At 54.2% G+C, this 18443-nt stretch carries 13 protein-coding genes; 12 read left to right on the top strand and 1 reads right to left on the bottom strand.

From position 1 onward, the window contains the following. Window positions 1–142 precede the first annotated feature (142 nt). Both C0557_RS15010 and C0557_RS15005 read left to right on the top strand, forming a co-directional pair. Window positions 143–1045, top strand: a complete 903-nt coding sequence (locus tag C0557_RS15010) for a flagellin (protein WP_208659161.1) — start codon at window positions 143–145, stop codon at window positions 1043–1045. A 182-nt stretch (window positions 1046–1227) separates the two neighbouring features. Beyond that, entirely contained in the window at window positions 1228–4878 is a 3651-nt protein-coding gene (locus C0557_RS15005; RefSeq protein WP_208659159.1) for a glycosyltransferase, read from the top strand. 98 nt (window positions 4879–4976) lie between these two features. On the opposite strand, the gene C0557_RS15000 is transcribed toward C0557_RS15005, so the two are convergent. Then, window positions 4977–8537, bottom strand: coding sequence for a glycosyltransferase (locus C0557_RS15000; protein WP_208659157.1), 3561 nt, complete (start codon window positions 8535–8537; stop codon window positions 4977–4979). Between the two features lie 240 nt (window positions 8538–8777). Between C0557_RS15000 and C0557_RS14995 the strand changes: the two genes are divergently transcribed. From C0557_RS14995 to tcyN, 10 genes are all read left to right on the top strand, one after another. Beyond that, window positions 8778–9932 carry a DegT/DnrJ/EryC1/StrS aminotransferase family protein gene (locus tag C0557_RS14995; RefSeq protein WP_208659156.1) on the top strand — a complete coding sequence of 385 codons (1155 nt, stop codon included), beginning with the start codon at window positions 8778–8780 and terminating at the stop codon, window positions 9930–9932. Then, complete coding sequence (locus C0557_RS14990) at window positions 9929–11095, top strand: acetyl-CoA carboxylase biotin carboxylase subunit family protein (RefSeq protein WP_208659154.1); 1167 nt, start codon at window positions 9929–9931, stop codon at window positions 11093–11095. Before C0557_RS14995 ends, C0557_RS14990 begins: the two co-directional genes overlap by 4 nt. Before the next feature lie 10 nt (window positions 11096–11105). Further along, window positions 11106–12215 (top strand): Gfo/Idh/MocA family protein, encoded by a 1110-nt coding sequence (locus tag C0557_RS14985; RefSeq protein ID WP_208659152.1) that lies wholly within the window; start codon window positions 11106–11108, stop codon window positions 12213–12215. A gap of 42 nt (window positions 12216–12257) precedes the next feature. Then, window positions 12258–13382, top strand: coding sequence for an FkbM family methyltransferase (locus C0557_RS14980; protein ID WP_208659150.1), 1125 nt, complete (start codon window positions 12258–12260; stop codon window positions 13380–13382). A 100-nt stretch (window positions 13383–13482) separates the two neighbouring features. Further along, window positions 13483–14202 carry an RNA polymerase sigma factor FliA gene (locus C0557_RS14975; protein WP_007371523.1) on the top strand — a complete coding sequence of 240 codons (720 nt, stop codon included), beginning with the start codon at window positions 13483–13485 and terminating at the stop codon, window positions 14200–14202. Between the two features lie 62 nt (window positions 14203–14264). Then, window positions 14265–14816, top strand: coding sequence for a flagella biosynthesis regulatory protein FliZ (gene fliZ, locus C0557_RS14970; protein WP_007371524.1), 552 nt, complete (start codon window positions 14265–14267; stop codon window positions 14814–14816). 88 nt (window positions 14817–14904) lie between these two features. Further along, window positions 14905–15705: a cystine ABC transporter substrate-binding protein gene (tcyJ, locus tag C0557_RS14965; RefSeq protein ID WP_074777763.1), complete on the top strand. Its 801-nt coding sequence runs from the start codon at window positions 14905–14907 to the stop codon at window positions 15703–15705. Between the two features lie 106 nt (window positions 15706–15811). Beyond that, window positions 15812–16798, top strand: coding sequence for a D-cysteine desulfhydrase (gene dcyD, locus C0557_RS14960; RefSeq protein WP_208659148.1), 987 nt, complete (start codon window positions 15812–15814; stop codon window positions 16796–16798). Window positions 16799–16816: 18 nt separating this feature from the next. Then, on the top strand, window positions 16817–17485 hold the full coding sequence (tcyL, locus tag C0557_RS14955) for a cystine ABC transporter permease (RefSeq protein WP_208659146.1): 669 nt from the start codon (window positions 16817–16819) through the stop codon (window positions 17483–17485). Further along, a complete protein-coding gene (tcyN, locus tag C0557_RS14950; protein ID WP_074777759.1) occupies window positions 17482–18234 on the top strand; it encodes an L-cystine ABC transporter ATP-binding protein TcyN in 753 nt (250 codons plus the stop codon). The genes tcyL and tcyN overlap by 4 nt, the downstream gene beginning before the upstream one ends. Window positions 18235–18443 lie beyond the last annotated feature (209 nt).

Below are 18443 nucleotides of genomic sequence, written 5' to 3'. Positions count from 1 at the left end.
TTTATTTGCGTTAAAAACCTGGCGCCGTAAAAAAATAAAAAAATCGCTAAAGAGTTTATTACCCCCGTCGATAACAATTTTGACGGTGATGAAGCCGCTGGCGCATACCGGAATATTAATTTCTCAATGAAGGATAATTATCATGGCTGTTATTAATACTAACACCCTGTCGCTGACGACTCAGAACAACCTGACCAAGTCTCAGGCTTCCCTGGGTACTGCGATCGAGCGTCTCTCTTCCGGTCTGCGTATCAACAGCGCGAAAGATGACGCTGCTGGCCAGGCGATTGCTAACCGCTTTACTTCCAACATCAACGGCCTGACCGTTGCTGCCCGTAACGCCAACGACGGTATCTCCCTGTCGCAGACGGCTGAAGGCGCGCTGAGCGAAATCAACAACAACTTACAGCGTATCCGTGACCTGACCGTTCAGGCGCAGAACAGCTCCAACTCTGCTTCTGACATCGACTCCATCCAGGCTGAAGTTAACCAGCGTATGGAAGAAGTTAACCGCGTTACCACCCAGACCGACTTCAACGGCATCAAAGTGCTGAACACCGGTTCCGGCTCCAGCAGCTACAACTTCCAGGTTGGCGCGAAAGACGGCGAAACCATCTCCATCAGCCTGGATTCTTCAGATTCCTACAACCTGTTCAACGCGACAGGCGCAACAGCGTCTACCGGTGGCGTGGTTAACGGCAACGCACGTGCTACTGCAGCTGAAGGTTTCGACGTACTGAGCGGTACTGTTGATACCACTGGTGGCACCGATGGTAGCCCGCTGGCAGATATCGATGCGGCAATCAAAGCGGTTGACTCACAGCGCAGCCTGCTGGGTGCATCCCAGAACCGTTTCGAATCCACCATCACCAACCTGAACAACACCGTGAGCAACCTGACTTCTGCTCGTAGCCGTATTCAGGACTCCGATTACGCGACCGAAGTATCGAACATGTCCCGCGCGCAGATCCTGCAGCAGGCCGGTTCTTCCGTACTGGCTCAGGCCAACCAGGTTCCGCAGACCATGCTGTCCCTGCTGCGTTAATTCGCAACGGATTAAAAAAGGCATCTTCGGATGCCTTTTTTTATGTCCAATCGTCAGATATAACGCCTTTTCTACTGGCTGTTTTTCCTCTCAATCTTTTCTCACTCCCCCACAATATTGCATAACGACAGAAACGCCCTTTGATAGCCCCGGTTAACAGGCCGGCGTGCTGAGGATGAGAGATGCGAAGCCTATTAATTAGCGTTGATAAATTTGACGCCTTTACGCCCCATACCAGCGAATTACTCGATATTGCGGATGTGCTGCTGGCTCAGAACTGGCGGGTGGATGTCATCACCAGTCGTGCGGGAAAAGCACTGAACGCGGAGATCGATCGCCTGAAGGCGACAGGGCGCTTTGCGCTGGTGACCGACAAGCAGGGTGAGCCGGAGACGCAATATGATGTTATCTGGATCTACCGCGGTTTCTTCAGCGATAAACTGCTCGATGCGATCGCCGCTGAACGTCTCAGCGGCGCGATGATTTTCCGCCATTTCAACGACTATAACGATCTCTACATTCCGTGGGGCGTGGCGCTGGAAAACCAGTTCGCCGCGCTGACACTTGATCTCTCGCCGCGCACTTCTGCGCTGCTGCTGCAAACCGGTGTGGAAAGCACTCAGTTGAAAAACTTGCCGTGGACGGTTCCGGCGCGTTTCAGCCAGTATGCGCGCACCCGCGAATCGTCGACGCTGGCGCGCGCGGTCTACATAGCGCCGAAAATGTCGGCGGAAATGTACGAAGTGCAGCAGCGTGCCCGCGAAGCTGGCGTTCAGATAGACTGGCTGGATCTTACCCAGCAAGCGCAGCGCATCGATCCGGCCTGGCTGGAACACTATGACGTCGTGATCGGCAATGATGACAGCGTGGCGAAAGCGCTGACGCTGGGGATCCCGCTGTTCCTGGTGAACGAGGGCTATGTTGAAGGCTATCTGAACGACGCTAACATCGCCCGCCATGAAGCCGAGCATTTCTGCGCACTGTCGCTGCGCAACTGCCCGGATGCCGATGAGTGGGTTGAGATGCTGCAAAGCGGCTACGCCAGTGCACTGGCGTGGACTCAGGCGCAGCGCGCGGATTTAGCGGCGAAATGGTCGCTGGAGACCGCGCTGGATGCCATCGTCAATGCGCCACTGGTGGCGAAGACGCGCCAGCTTGATGAAAAATCCCGCTATGCGCTCAATTTTCACAGTAAAGCGGTGCTGGCACAGCAGCAAACCTCCGATTACTCCTTTACCCGCTGGCTGGACGATCGCCAGATCAGCGAAGCGCGGCGGGAAGCGTTGCTCACTTTTGCCCGGGCATATCCGGATAAAGCCAGCATTGGCGTAATTATCCTTGGCGACAATCAGGCCAGCGCGCACACGCGTGCTTCGGTGGAAAGCCAGTCGTTGGCGGCCGTCAGCATTGATGTGATTGCCGATGATGCCGCATGGCCGGCCGTGGCCAATGCGCTGCTGCAAACGCGTAGCGCCGAAGCGATGTTGCTCGTCCCCGCAGGTTTTACGCTGCGTGACGACGCGCTGCTACGTTTTGCTGAGCAACGGATGAACCAGCAAAATGCCGGGTTGTTTTACTGTGATGAAATGACGCGGGCGGAAAACGGTGAACCGGTATTCACCCTGCGCCCCGGCGTCAATATCGATCTGTTGCGCGGTGTGCCTTATATCGGCCAGACGGTACTTTTTTCGCGGGAAACTGCCTTGCAGGTGGGAGGATTCAGCGGCCATTATCCCCACGCGGAGCATATCGATTTGCTGTGGCGCTTTGTCGAAGGGCAGGGGGCAGGCGCAGTGGGTCGAGTGGCGGAAGTGCTGGTGGAAAACCCGCATCCGGCTACCCAATGGAGCGAGGCGGCAGACGTGGTCGCTGAATGCGAACAGGCGCTACTGGCGCATCTGCAACGGTTGGGAATTAACGCCACGCAGGAAGAGGGATTCGCGGAGAATATTAAACGCCTGCGCTACCAGTGGCAGGCGACGCCGCTGGTGTCGATCATTATTCCGACCCGCGATCGCTTTGCGCTGCTGAAACGCTGCATTGAAAGTCTGATGGAAAAGACCCGCTATCAACACTATGAGTTGCTGATCGTTGATAACCAGTCGGTGGAGGAGGATGCCTGCCGTTTCCTCAACGATCTGGCGGCGTTGGGGCTCGATCAGATCCGCATTCTGCGCTACGACGCGCCCTTTAACTTCGCTGAAATCAATAATGCCGCCGCGCAACAAGCGCGTGGCGATGTGCTGGTGTTCCTCAATAATGACTGCGAAATCATCGACGGTCACTGGCTGGATGCGCTGCTTGAACATACGCTGCGCCCGGAAGTGGGGCTGGTGGGCGCGCGGCTGGAGTATCAGGATGGCCGTATTCAACATGGCGGCTATTTAGTTGGCGTGCAGCACGGTGTTGATGTCGCCTTCGACGGCGCTGACGGACAGAGTAATGGTTTCCAGCACTTTCTGAAAACGCCACGTAACCTGGCTGCAGTGAGCGCCTCCTGCATGATGGTGCGCAAAGAGGTTTTCTTCTCCTTAAACGGCTTTACCCAGGAGCGTTATCCCCTCTATTTCGCCGATGTGGATCTGGGGTTGCGCGCGCAGCAGCAGGGCTATCTCAATGTCTGGACGCCTTACGCCCGCGTGAAACATATGGGCGGCGCGACGCGTCTATTCGGCAACAAAATTGGCGTGCAGGAGCGCCCGTTGCTGCAGGACTATACGACGCTGCGCGGTGAGTGGCAGCAGGGGTTGCTGAATGAGCCTTCATACCATCCGCTGATGCAGAAGATGGGCAAGGCCTTCACGCTGAGCGCAAGTATTGCGCGGTTGCACCAGCCGCTGCCTGGCCGCCCGTTGCCGGTGGTGTTAGCCCATCACATCAACTGGGTCGGCGGCGGTCATCACCGGGTGATGCAACCGTTCAAAGCGCTGGAACGCCATCTGATGATCGAAGGCGGGCTGACGAATACCATTCCCGGCCTGATGGAAGCGGCGCAAATGCGGCCGGATGTGATTCTGCTTGAGCTGATCACCGGCAGCCGTTTCCCGGACATCATGAAGCAGTTACGCGATGTCAGCGGCGCGAAAATCGTGCTGGAGTATGATGATTACCTGCTGAACGTGCCGATGAAAAATGGTAACCGCCAGCACTTCCCGCCGCAGATGCTGAAGAACTTCCGCAAAGTGATGGACAGCGCCGACTGGGTTGTGGTTTCTACTGCGCCGCTGGCCGAAGCCTACAGCCGTTTTCACAGCGATATTCGCATTGCGCAAAACCGGCTGGCGCCGAATCAGTGGGATCACCTGCTCAGCGCCCGCGGAACCGGGAAAAAAGTGCGTGTCGGTTGGGCCGGAGGCAGTTCGCATACCGGCGATCTGGAGATCCTGTTGCCGCTGATCAAAGAGCTGGAAGGGCAGGTAGAGTGGGTGTTTATGGGCATGAAGCCGCGCAACGTGCTCTGCGAATTCCACCCCGGCGTACCGTTTGAAATGTACCCGGAGAAACTGGCGAGTCTGAATCTTGACCTGGCGCTGGTGCCGCTGGAAATCAACCAGTTCAACGAATGTAAGAGTAACCTGCGTTTGCTGGAGATTGGCACCTGCGGCGTGCCGATCATCGCCACTGACATTGAACCTTATCGCTGCAATCTGCCGGTGACGCTGGTGGCGAACCGCTTTAAAGACTGGATGAACGCGATTCAGGCGTATATTCACGATCCGGCGCTGCGCGAGCGGCAGGGTGATGCGCTGCGTGCCGCCGTGCGCAGCGACTGGTATCTGCGGGATGCCGGGCTCGATGACTGGCGTCAGGGCTGGTTACCGGCCGACAAGTAAAAGAAAAGGCGCTGTAAAGCGCCTTTTTTGTTGTCTATAGAAAACCCCCAGCCAGGCTGGGGGTTCCGTTGCCATCGGTGGTTATGTGCAGGGAAACATTAATCCGCTAACCAGAGTTGCGCCTGGCGCAGCAGGCTTTCACCGTTCCACATACCGTTTTCCAGCACGTACAGGCGCAAATTATCACCAAGTTGTGCCGCCGTCGCTGCATCAAGCAGGTGGTTTTCAATGGCTTCGCGCCAGCTTCTTGCGCGATTTTCGACGCGCGTAACGCCAGCAATGCTCTGTGTGCTGATGATATCGCTGCAAATCACCGGCACGCCGCAGGCACCATATTCGAGTAGACGTACCGGGCTAAGCGCCCGGTTCCACGGCGTATCGGCCAACGGTTCCACCGCGAGATCGAGATTCAGGCTGGCCAGTTTTTTCGCAAAATGCTGCGGGTGAACCGGGGCATGGAATTCGCTGACCCACTCCTGAAGGGAAGGCGGACAGTAGCCATAGAACACCCATTCAACCCGATCGGCTAACTGGCTGACCAGCTTATGAATCAGCTCCAGATCACCGGTATTCGCCGCGGTTCCGCACCAGCCGATGCGCGGCTTCTTACCCACGCCGCGCTGGCTGGATAATCCAGACCATTGCTGCGGCGAAAGCCGCGTCGGCATCACGCGGATATCGCTGTGCAAACCCGCGCACTGTTCGGCCAGTTCATCGCTGGCGACGATCAGGCGATCCACATGCGCCAGCGTACCGCGCAGCGCGGCGAAAATATCCGGCGGCAGATCGTTACGCTCCTCGGCATTGACCGGTAAGCCCGGCAACCAGCAATCCAGATCAAAGATTTTAAACACCGATGTCGCCTGCGGCAGACGGCGCAACCACTCCTGCGCGCCGTCGCTGATTTGTCGATGGACGATCAGTGCATCCGGCGCAAAGCGACTGATATCGGTATAAGTGCTGGGGTGATAATTAATTTGCCCTTCGACGACGCCCGCGTTATTCAGTAATGCTAACGGCGCATCCAGGCGTAACCGGCTGCCGGGCTGGCTTTGCAAAGGGAACGCTACCAAACGTGGCAGCGGCTTCCAGTGCAGCGGCTGCCAGCTTTTATTACTGCTGGCTTCAAACTGGAATCCCGCGCCATCGAGCGACAGATTCGGGTTATAGGCCGGATCGTTGGCGATAAGCGGCATCCATTTGGTGTACATGGTGTCCTGCTCGGCCATAAAGCGCTGGCGTTTTTTCTCCTGCACGGTCTTATCGACCTTCTTCTGGCTGACGCTGCCTTCGTGCATGACGAGGGCATGCGGCGTCCACACCGTCAGATAGCCCGCTTCACGCACCTTCAGGCACAGATCGACATCGTTATAGGAGACGGTGAAGTTCTCTTCATCGAGCCCGCCGACCTGTTCATAGACCGATTTGCGGATCAGCAGACACGCGGCGGTGACCACGTTGTAATTCTGGTCAACCAGCAGACGATTCATATAACCGGCGCGGTTGTTTTCGCTGCCGATAAAGGGGTGATCCGCCGGGCCACGCAGCCCCAGCACCACGCCCGCATGCTGGACTTTTCCGTCGGGGTAGAGCAGCTTCGCGCCGGTGATCCCCACTTCCGGGCGTAACCCATGATTCAGCATATGATCCAGCCAGTTTTCGCTGATCACTGCTGTATCGTTATTCAGCAATACCAGGTATTCACCGCGCGCTTCCCGCGCGGCCATATTGTTGATAGCGGAATAGTTGAACGGATGCGGATAGCGCAATACGCGAATGCGTTCAGGATCGATAGTCGAGATCCCCTCCAGCCACTGCAACGCTTCCGGCGTCTCACTGTTGTTATCCACAATCAGCAGTTCATAGTTGCGGTAGCGCGTCTTCTCCAGCAGGCTGGTGACGCAGGTGCTGAGAATAGTCAGCTGATCTTTGGTCGGGATAATAATCGACACCAGCGGTTGTTGCTGATGGTTATAACGCAGGGCATACAGCCCCGGATGCGTCGCCACCACTGTACCCTGTGTATAACCGCGATTGTGCAGATGCTGGGTCAAAATCGCCTGTTCTTCCGGTTGGCTGGCCTGCACCGGCGGGTGACCAATCACAAACGGTTCCGGCAGATGACCCGCAAAGCCCATCCCTTTTTGCTCAATCAGACGAACAATAAACTCAAACTGCCAGGCCTGCGGATACGCCGGGTTAAATCCGCCCGCTGCCAGAAGCGCTTCACGGCGGAAAATCCAGTGGCGGGCCATCTCTGCCGGGTAGCTGAGCAGTAAATCGAGGTTGAAATCCGGGCGCATTGCGGTGGTGACGATCTCGCCATTCTGCGAGTAGAACTCATCGCCATAAATTGCATCGCAGCCGGAGGCGCCATCCAGCGCCAGATCGAACATCAGCATGCCGTTTTCAAGCAGCACTTCACCGGCGTCAATGAACATCACCCAGTCAGACGGCTGGCTGGCGATGTACTGATTGATGATCTCAACCTGATTATCTTGTCGCGCGATGAGCGTCGGCGCAGGAAGATCGGCATGCTGATCCGTGATGACCACCGCATTCAGCGTCAACCCAAACCCGGCGTAGCGTTGCAGGCTTTGCAGCGTTGACGTGACAGCATCAGGGTGATGCCCGTACTGCGAGATAAAAACGGTTAACGTCTGCTGCGTGTTGCGCGCTTGCTGGTAAGCTTCCACCAGCGGTCGGAACTGCGGTTGCAGGCGGCGTTCGTCGAGCCATTTGTTGATCTTGTTGCTGTAGAACCGGCGCACGGAGATTTGCAGCGAGTTATGCAGCGCATGCAGCAGGTTTTCCGTCTGGAAACGCTGCTCGCCGTGCATCAGCGCGACTTTGACCTTTTCATTCTCTTCTTTATTACCGCTGTACCAACCCAGCTCTCTGATGATCTGCGGTAAACGGGTATAGGTTTTGTTGACCAGCCCACCGTACTTCTCGGTATGCACAAACTGGCTGCTCTGGTTTTCCGAGACGCGAAAGGCCGCCAGCGTTTCTGCGACAAAGGCCAGATTGCCGAGTCGCAGTAACTTCAGATACAGCGTCATATCGGTCAGGAAATAGAGGTTCTCACCTTTGAGTTTAAAAATTTCTTCATCAAAAGCGAGCAGATCTTCGCGGTAGCAAAGTACCGTACTGGGTTCGCCAATAAAGTTCACCGGATGGTCGGTGAAAAACTTCACCACGTCCGGGCCATCCAGGATCACATCACCGGTAAACGGGAAGGCGGTTGCTGCGATATCAACAAGCGGGGTGCCGTTTTCATCAATACGAACGCGGCGCGAAGAGGCCATGCGGTTATCGGGTGACGATTCCAGCGCCGAAACGAGGCGGGTAATACAATGTTCGAAAATAATATCGTCGTCGTAGAGAAACTTAATGTATTTACCGCTGGCGCGCCGTACGCCAGCCAGCACGTTGCCTTCTTCCCATAAACGGACGCTGTTTTTGGTGTAATAGATAGGCGTTTTGGTGGTTAATGCATAACGCTCGCAGGTGAGACGAATAGTATCGTCGTTGCTATCGTCATAAATAATGACTTCGCAATTTGGCCAACTCTGATTGAGCGCGCTGGCGAGCGTTGTCGCAAAGAATTCGGGCTTGTAAGCCGGGATAACAATACTCACCAAAGCGCATTCGTTCATTTTTTTTCCGTTATGTGAGCAGCAGTTTGAGCGCATCAACACGTGATGCGGCAACAAGGTAATGACCTGGTTTCTCAGGCGTGAAATTTCACGGATTTTCTTTATCTCGGCCAATAATAGCAAAGGGAGGCAGGTGTCTTGCGGGCCTAATTGGCATGGGAAATGCCCCTTGTTTACCCAATAGATTCACTTTGGTGCCTGTAACATCAAAGTCATCTCTGGCTTGTTCAGGTTCATTTTATGGACAATAACATCTTCGTCACCAGCCCACTGTTGCCGCCTCTGGAAGAGTTCATTCCCTATCTGGAAAAGATTTGGCAGAACCGCATCCTCACCAATGGCGGGACATTCCACCAGCAACTTGAAGAAGCGCTGGCGGAATATCTGGGTGTGAAATATGTCTGTCTGTTCGCCAATGGAACACTGGCGTTGTTGACGGCACTCCAGGCGCTGCGTATCACGGGTGAGGTGATTACCACCCCTTACTCGTTTGTCGCTACCTCGCATACTTTACTTTGGAATGGCCTGACGCCAGTTTTTGCGGATATCGACCCGCTGACCTACAACATCAACCCGGAACGCGTTGAAGAGCTGATTACGCCGCAGACGACGGCGATCATGCCGGTGCACTGTTATGGCGTACCCTGTGACGTGGATAAGATCCAGCAGGTGGCGGATGTTTACGGCTTAAAAGTGCTTTATGACGCCGCGCATGCATTCGGCGTGAAGAAAAACGGTGCCAGTATCCTGAATCACGGCGATCTTTCGGTACTCAGTTTCCATGCCACGAAAGTGTTTAACACCTTCGAAGGCGGCGCGATTATCTGCCATGACGCGCGGACGAAGCAACGCATCGACTACCTGAAAAACTTTGGTTTTGCCGGTGAAACCCGCGTGGTTGCGCCCGGCATCAACGCCAAAATGAATGAAGTGGAAGCGGCATTCGGTCTGTTGCAGTTAAAACATATTGATCAGGCGCTGGCCGAACGCCAGGCGCTGTATCAGCACTATCTTAAGCTGCTCGATGGCGTTGAAGGACTGAGCCTGCTTGCCGTACCCGATGATGTGAGCTGGAACCACGCGTATTGCCCGGTATTGATTGAACCTGAGTTTGGCATCAGCCGCGATGCGCTGTATGAAGCGATGAAAAGTGAAGGCATCTTAACCCGTCGCTACTTCTACCCTTTAATTAGCTCTTTCAGTATGTATCGCGGTTTTGCAACCTCGCAAAAAGAGCATTTACCCTGCGCGAACGATATCGCGGAGAAAGTGCTTTGCCTGCCGATCTACCCAGGACTGGAGCGGGAAGATCAGCAGCGTATTGTGGATGTTATCCGCCGTATGGCGCGCCCTGTCGCAAACAATGTCGCCATGATTTCTGCGGGGGGCATATGAGTCATCCAGCAACGGCGATGATTCTCGATGCCGGATTTGCCTCGCTGCCTTTGCAGCAGGCTGTCAAAGCTGCGGGCTTTACCACGCTGGTGTGCAGCGGCAAAGCGCAGGATGCGGGGATGAAGTTCGCCGATATTGCGCATGTGCAGAATTATGCTGACGCCGATGCCGTGCTGGCGGTGGCGCGAGAACAGAGGATTGCGGCGATTTTGCCCGGCGTGACCGATGTCTCTTATCTGACCGGTAGCCGCGTGGCTGCCGAACTCGGGCTGGCCGGTTTTGATACGCCGGACGTCAGCGACACGCTGTTTCTTAAAGATCGTTTCCGCGCCTGGGCCGAGCTGAAGGGCTATCCGATTCCGCGCGCGGTTAACGAACCGGAAGCAGCGCGCGATTTGCCTTTTCCGCTGCTGGTTAAGCCGATTGATGCCTATAGCGGGATCGGTATTACGCTGGTGCGCGAGCCTGGCGCATTGCCGCAGGCGGTTGAACTGGCACGCGGCGCTTCCCGTAATGGCCACTGCGTCATCGAAACCTTCTGCGAAGGCGCGTTATACAGCCACTCGGCATTTATTCGCGGCGGTGAGATTGTTTGTGAATTTTTCGTCGATGAATATTGCACCGTTTATCCCTGGCAGGTGAACAGCAGCAGCCTGAGCCTGACGCTCGGTGAAGCGATGCGCGATCGCGTCAGCGAATGTATGCAGACGCTGGTGCGGGAACTGCAACTGGTTGATGGCTTACTGCATACACAGTTCATTGCCAACGAACATGATTTTTGGCTGATTGAGTTAACCCGCCGTTGCCCGGGCGATCTCTATTCACGTCTGATTGAGTTGTCCACCGGCGAAGCCTATTCCGCTGGCTTTGTCGCTCCCTTTATTGGCCGCGAATCCGCATTCAGCGCGCGTCGCCCCGCACATCAGCGAGCCATCGCCCGGCATACCATTTCCAGCGATGCTGAAAGTCACTTTGTCGGCTATCGCTTTGCCCCGCTGGCGGCGCGAATTATTGAAACTATCCCGCTGAAGTTACCTGGCGATCCTCTGTTGCCCGCGCCGCGCGACAGGGCAGGGCTGGTTTTTGCCGAGTTTGAGGATTTCGCCGAACTGGCGCGGCTGACGCCACAGCTCAAAAACTATTTTTCTTTTAAAACGATTTAAGGACTGGATTATGGCCAAGCCTTTGCGCCTTGCATTCATCGGTGGCGGTATCAATTCCGCCATCGGCATGACACATAAAATCGCCAGCCAGATGGACGGGCACTTCCAGTTGACGGCGGGCTGCTTCAGCCGTGATGAAAGCATCAATCAGCAAACCGGAGCCGCCTGGGGACTGGAGAAGCGCGCGATTTATCAGGATGCGCTAGTGATGCTGGAAAAAGAGCATCAGCGTCTTGATGCGGTGGTGGTGCTGACGCCGACGCCTGCGCACCGCGACATTTTACTGGCGTGTCTGGAGTATCCGCTGCCGATCATCTGCGAGAAGGCGATGGTGGCAACGGTGGGTGATGCGCAAGAGATTCAGCAGCGGGTTGATGAGGTTAATAGCCCGCTGTATGTGACGTTCAACTATACCGGCTACCCGATGGTGCGCGAATTGCGCCAGCGCCTGCTGAGCGGCGGGCTTGGGCGAGTTCAGCAGGTGATGGTCGAAATGCCGCAGGAAGGTTTTAGCCGTTGCCGCAATGATGGCAGCGTGACATTGCCGCAACTCTGGCGTCGAGTGGATGGCGAAATCCCGACGGTATCGCTGGATCTCGGGGTTCATGTGCACCAGTTGGTGGAGTTTCTCACCGACAAACAGGCGCTGGATGTTTACGCCGTCAACAGCACGTTTGCGCGTGTGCCGAACGTGGTGGACACCGTCAATATCATCTCGCGGTATACCGACGATATGGTGTGTAACTACTGGTACGGTAAAGCCGCGCTCGGTTTCCGCAACGGTTTGCGGATCCGCATTTATGGTACAGAAGGCAGCGCCGAATGGTTGCAGATGGAGCCGGAGTATCTGCGCCTTGCTGATATTCACGGCAACGTGCGTATTGTCGATCGTACTGCGGGTGATAACACCATCGCCAATCTGGATCGCTACTGCCGCTTTAAAGCCGGTCATCCGGCCGGTTTTATTGAAGCTTTTGCCAACTACTACTGCGATATCGCCGCCGCTTTGCGTGGCGAAGCAAACAGCTATGCGATTGGCTCTGCTACCGCATTGCAGGGATTGTCATTCCTGGAAAGCGCGAACAGAAGTGCGATTGCGCAGCAAAAAATAGTGCTGTGATTGCCCCCTATAATATGTTTTGAACGAGTCTCTGAGGTAGCTATGTCTATTCTTGAAAAAATTTGCGAATCCAAAAACCATTTTATCGATACTATCGCGGAAATGCAGAAGAATGGCCGTCCACTGGTATTGTGCGGTGCCGGCTATTTAGGTCAGAAAACGTGGGAATTTTTGACCAGTAAAGGTGTGAAAGTCGATTATGTTGCGGTAAATGAAAAGTACTTTACCGAAGGTGCTGTTTTTTATGGTTATAATATCATCAATTTAGACCGCATGACGGAAAGAGATGAGACCTATAATTACATTCTGGCAATTCAGTATGTCAGCGAAGAATTAGAAGCTATGCTGCGTAAGAATGCAGAAAGTATTTTGATTTTTGATCACTCATTTATTGGCGTTAATACCGATACACTTTATACCCTTGAGTTTTGCCAGGAAAACGAACCCCTGTTGACTGAATTCTATAATTCTCTTGGCGACGAAAAATCTAAAGAAACCCTGGTTGCTTTTATCAACCAGCGCATTTGCGCACGTAGCTCATACTATGGCAAATATTTCGATCCTAACCATTATTTGGCAGAAGATTTAGTACGCCTACAAGATAATGAAGTGTACGTTGATTGTGGCGCTTATGACGGCGATAGCGTACTTGCGTTTCTGAAGGCAGCAGAGAAGCAAGGGGTTAAAAAACCAGCAAAAATTCTGGCTTTTGAGCCTGAAGAAAAGAATTTTGAGTTGCTGAAAAATGCCAATATTGGCGATATACAATTGACCGCAATCAATAAGGGCGTGTGGTCGGAAAATACGACATTACGTTTCGATTCTGGAATGGATACCTCTTCCCGTTTGAGTGAAGGGGAAGGCAATACTTCAATCGATGTTATCAGCATTGATAATGCGCTTGAAGGCAGCAACCATGCGACCTTTATTAAGATGGATATTGAGGGTGCGGAACTGGAAGCCTTAAAAGGGGCGCAACAAACTATTCGTGCATCGCTGCCTGTCTTGACCATCAGCCTTTATCATAAGCCTGAAGACTTGATCACGATCCCGCAATATATCCGCGAACTTTCAGATGATTATCGATTTTACCTGCGCGGACACCATCCGGCGCTGGCTTTCGAGCTAGTATTATATGCATTACCGTCGAAACGTGTGGCGTTATAAAGGCAAATAACCCCCCATTTCACCCACTATTCATCCGATTAAAACCACTCCAGAATCGGATAATCATGCCGATAACTCAATTAACGCAGGGCTGTTTATCGTGAATTCACTCTATACCGCTGAAGGTGTAATGGATAAACACTCGCTGTGGCAGCGTTATGTACCTCTTGTGCGTCACGAAGCATTGCGCCTCCAGGTGCGATTGCCGGCGAGCGTGGAACTGGACGACCTGCTACAGGCGGGCGGTATCGGTCTACTGAATGCTGTAGACCGATACGACGCTCTGCAAGGAACGGCATTTACCACTTACGCAGTGCAGCGTATTCGTGGGGCGATGCTGGACGAATTGCGCAGCCGCGATTGGGTGCCGCGCAGCGTCCGGCGTAATGCCCGCGAAGTGGCGCAGGCGATGGGGCAACTAGAGCAAGAACTGGGGCGTAACGCGACGGAAACAGAAGTGTCGCAGCGCCTTGGGATTCCTGTCGAGGAATACCGTCAGATGCTGCTCGATACCAACAATAGCCAGCTTTTTTCCTATGATGAATGGCGAGAAGAGCACGGCGACAGTATCGAGCTGGTGACTGACGATCATCAACAGGAAAACCCGTTATTCCAGCTAATGGAAAGTAATTTGCGTCACCGGGTTATGGAAGCTATTGAATCTCTCCCGGAGCGTGAACAACTTGTCCTGACGCTGTACTACCAGGAAGAGCTTAATCTCAAAGAGATTGGCGCTGTTCTTGAAGTAGGAGAATCGCGGGTAAGCCAGCTCCATAGTCAGGCTATTAAGCGCTTACGCACCAAGCTGGGTAAGTTATAGGTTGGTGATCCTGCATCGCCCCTGGTAAATGCCGAACAACGCATTGACAACCAGGAGTTATCATGACGGTGCAGCAACCTAAAAGACGGCCTCTAAGCCGCTACCTTAAAGACTTTAAACACAGCCAGACGCATTGCGCTCATTGCCATAAGTTGCTCGACCGCATCACACTGGTCCGCCGGGGCGAAATCGTAAACAAAATTGCGATTTCCCGGCTGGATATGCTGTTGGATGAAGCGGCCTGGCAACAAGAGCAAAAAGAGTGGGTTGCACTGTGTCGTTTCTGCGGGGATTTGCACTGCAAAGAGCAGAGCGATTTCTTCGATATCATCGGGTTCAAACAATATCTCTTCGAACAGACCGAGATGAGCCACGGTACGGTGCGCGAGTATGTCGTGCGTCTGCGCCGGCTTGGCAATCATCTGAGCGAGTTAAACATCTCCCGTGATTTACTAAATGAAGGGTTCCTCGACGAAAATCTGGAGCCATGGTTACCTGCGACCAGCACCAATAATTATCGGATCGCTTTGCGCAAATATGCTCAGTTTAAGACGCAGATGCGTTTTACGCCGATGCAAAAAATGGCCGTCGGCGCGAGATCTGATATATATTAAAAAAGAATAACATGTAGTGAGTCATTGCTTGTGATTACGTTTTTCCAGGCAATGCACTGCTACAGCCAATTCTTTTATCGGGGTAACTATGAAACTAGCACTTCTGGGACGTCGGGCGCTGATGGCCGTTATGGCCGTCACGCTGATGGCGGGGGTAAGCGCAAAAACATTCGCCGCGGAAAACCTGCTGAATAAAGTCAAAGAGCGCGGCACGCTGTTAGTCGGTCTGGAAGGCACGTATCCGCCGTTCAGTTTCCAGGGCGAAGATGGCAAGCTGACGGGTTTTGAAGTGGAGTTCGCCGATGCGTTAGCGAAGCATTTGGGTGTGAAAGCCGCTCTGAAGCCGACGAAATGGGACGGTATGCTGGCCTCGCTGGACTCGAAACGCATCGACGTGGTGATCAACCAGGTGACCATCTCCGATGAACGCAAGAAAAAATATGATTTCTCCACGCCCTATACCGTCTCCGGTATCCAGGCGCTGGTGAAAAAAGGCAATGAAGCTGGCATTAAAACCGCAGCCGATCTGAAAGGGAAAAAAGTCGGCGTTGGCCTGGGTACCAACTATGAAGAGTGGCTGCGCCAGAACGTGCAGGGCGTGGATATTCGCACCTATGATGATGATCCGACGAAATACCAGGATCTGCGCGTTGGCCGCATCGATGCGATTCTGGTGGATCGCCTTGCGGCGCTGGATCTGGTGAAGAAAACCAAAGATACGCTGGCGGTGGCTGGTGATGCGTTCTCGCGTCAGGAGTCCGGTGTGGCGCTGCGCAAGGGTAATGAAGATCTGTTGCAGGCGATTGATGCGGCCATTGCCGATATGCAAAAAGATGGCACGATGAAAGCGCTGTCGGAAAAATGGTTTGGAACAGATGTGACGAAGTGATCGTTCCTCGTGAAAAAAGGCGCTTAAAAAAGCGCCTTTTTTATTTCATCTCTGTAAATGTGCATAATAAAAACAATAACAACGTTATCCGGTCTTCGGAGGTTTTATGTCTTTGCACAACCTGACCCGCTTTCCACGTCTTGAATTTATTGGCGCACCGACGCCGCTGGAGTACCTGCCGCGCCTGTCCGATTACCTTGGGCGCGAGATTTTCATCAAACGCGATGATGTGACGCCGATTGCGATGGGCGGCAATAAGCTGCGCAAACTGGAGTTTCTTGCGGCTGATGCGCTACGTGAAGGCGCGGACACGCTGATCACCGCCGGCGCGATTCAGTCTAACCATGTGCGCCAGACCGCCGCAGTGGCGGCGAAACTGGGTTTGCACTGTGTTGCGCTGCTGGAAAATCCCATTGCTACGAAGGCAGAAAACTATCTCAGCAATGGCAACCGCTTGCTGCTGGATCTGTTCAATGCGCAAATCGAAATGTGCGATGCGTTGACCGATCCGGCTGCGCAACTGGACGCGCTCGCGACGCGGGTCGAGGCGCAGGGTTTTCGCCCGTATGTGATTCCGGTCGGCGGTTCTAATGCATTGGGGGCCATGGGCTACGTCGAAAGCGCGCTGGAAATTGCCCAGCAGTGCGAAGGCGCAGTCGCGCTGTCGTCGGTGGTGGTGGCCTCCGGTAGCGCCGGAACACATGCCGGGCTTGCTGTCGGGCTGGAGCAGTTGCTGCCGGATGTCGAGTTAATTGGCGTTACCGTTTCGCGCAGCGTGGCGGATCAAAAACCCAAAGTTGTGAGCCTGCAGCAGGCGATCGCCCATGATCTGGAGATCAGCGCGAACGCCGATATTGTGCTGTGGGATGAGTACTTTGCCCCGGGTTATGGCATGCCAAATGATGAAGGGATGGAAGCCGTGAAGCTGCTGGCGCGCCTGGAAGGGATTTTGCTCGATCCGGTCTATACCGGTAAGGCGATGGCGGGTTTGCTTGATGGCATTGAGCAGAAACGTTTTAAAGACGATGGCCCGATCCTTTTCGTTCATACCGGCGGCGCGCCAGCGCTCTTCGCCTACCATCCGCACATCTGATCCGCAGGCAGCATTCTGATGCAAGAGAGCTTACAGCTAGTTATCGATTCCGCCCCTTATCTGCTCAAGGGGGCCGTGTTCACGCTGCAATTGAGTGTTGGCGGCATGTTTTTTGGTTTGCTGCTGGGTTTTGTGCTGGCGCTGATGCGAATGTCGCCGCTGCTGCTGGTACGCTGGCTGGCGCGTTTTTATATCTCGATTTTTCGCGGTACGCCGCTGATTGCACAACTTTTTATGATCTATTACGGCCTGCCGCAGTTTGGCATCGAGCTGGATCCCATCCCGTCGGCAATGATTGGGCTTTCGCTTAACACGGCAGCGTATGCAGCGGAAACCTTGAGAGCAGCCATCTCGTCGATCGATAAAGGGCAATGGGAAGCGGCCGCCAGCATCGGCATGACCTCCTGGCAAACGCTGCGCCGCGCGATCCTTCCGCAGGCTGCTCGCGTGGCGTTACCGCCGTTGAGTAACAGTTTTATCAGCCTGGTGAAAGATACTTCGCTGGCGGCAACTATTCAGGTGCCGGAGCTGTTCCGTCAGGCGCAACTGATCACCTCACGCACGCTGGAAGTGTTCACCATGTATCTGGCGGCATCGCTGATCTACTGGGTCATGGCGACCGTGCTCTCCACGCTGCAGAACTATTTTGAAAACCAGCTTAACCGTCAGGAGCGTGATGCAAAATGAGTGCTATCGACGTTAAAAATCTGGTGAAAAAATTCCATGGACAAACCGTCCTGCACGGTATCGATCTGGAGGTGCAGGAGGGGGAAGTGGTGGCGATTATCGGCCCTAGCGGGTCCGGTAAAACTACCTTGTTGCGCAGTATTAATCTGCTGGAACAGCCAGAAAGCGGGACGATCCGCGTGGGGGCCATCACCATTGATGCCTCTCGATCCTCTGGCGAACAGAAAAAGGCTATCCGCCAGTTGCGCCAGCATGTCGGGTTTGTGTTCCAGAACTTCAATCTGTTTCCGCACCGTACGGTGCTGGAGAACATTATTGAAGGGCCGGTGATCGTGAAGGGCGAAGCTAAAGAAGAGGCTTGCGCGCGGGCGCGTCAGTTGCTGGAAAAAGTGGGGCTGAAGGGGAAAGAGGAGAGTTTTCCGCGTCGTTTGTCCGGCGGCCAGCAGCAGCGCGTCGCGATTGCCCGCGCGTTGGCGATGCGTCCTGATGTTATTCTTTTTGACGAGCCAACCTCTGCGCTCGATCCTGAACTGGTTGGCGAAGTGCTGAACACCATTCGCCAACTGGCGCAGGAGAAACGCACCATGGTGATTGTGACCCACGAGATGAGTTTTGCCCGCGATGTGGCGGACAGGGCGATTTTTATGGATCAGGGGCGCATTGTGGAGCAGGGGCCGGCGAAGCTGCTGTTTTCCCAGCCGCAACAACCACGAACCCGGCAGTTTCTGGAAAAATTCCTGATGCAATAAACATGGCGCGATTCCGCCTGCCTGTTTGCTGAATCGCGTTAATTAACCTTAACCTAAATTTTCCTGGCGAAATTAATGGCATGTCGATGCTGAGGTTATTTTTCGCCTATATCCCTGCAATTATCCAATAGCCACGCAGTTTTTCCTGTCGGTTACCCGCGTTAAATCCGGCAGCCTGTGCAACTTATTTCCACATTAGCCGATATTTT

It is taken from the genome of Kosakonia sp. MUSA4 (assembly GCF_013085925.1).
Lineage (GTDB): Bacteria > Pseudomonadota > Gammaproteobacteria > Enterobacterales > Enterobacteriaceae > Kosakonia > Kosakonia sacchari_B.
Note: the sequence above shows the minus strand (reverse complement) of the source record. Positions and strands in the feature narration are given on the sequence as shown.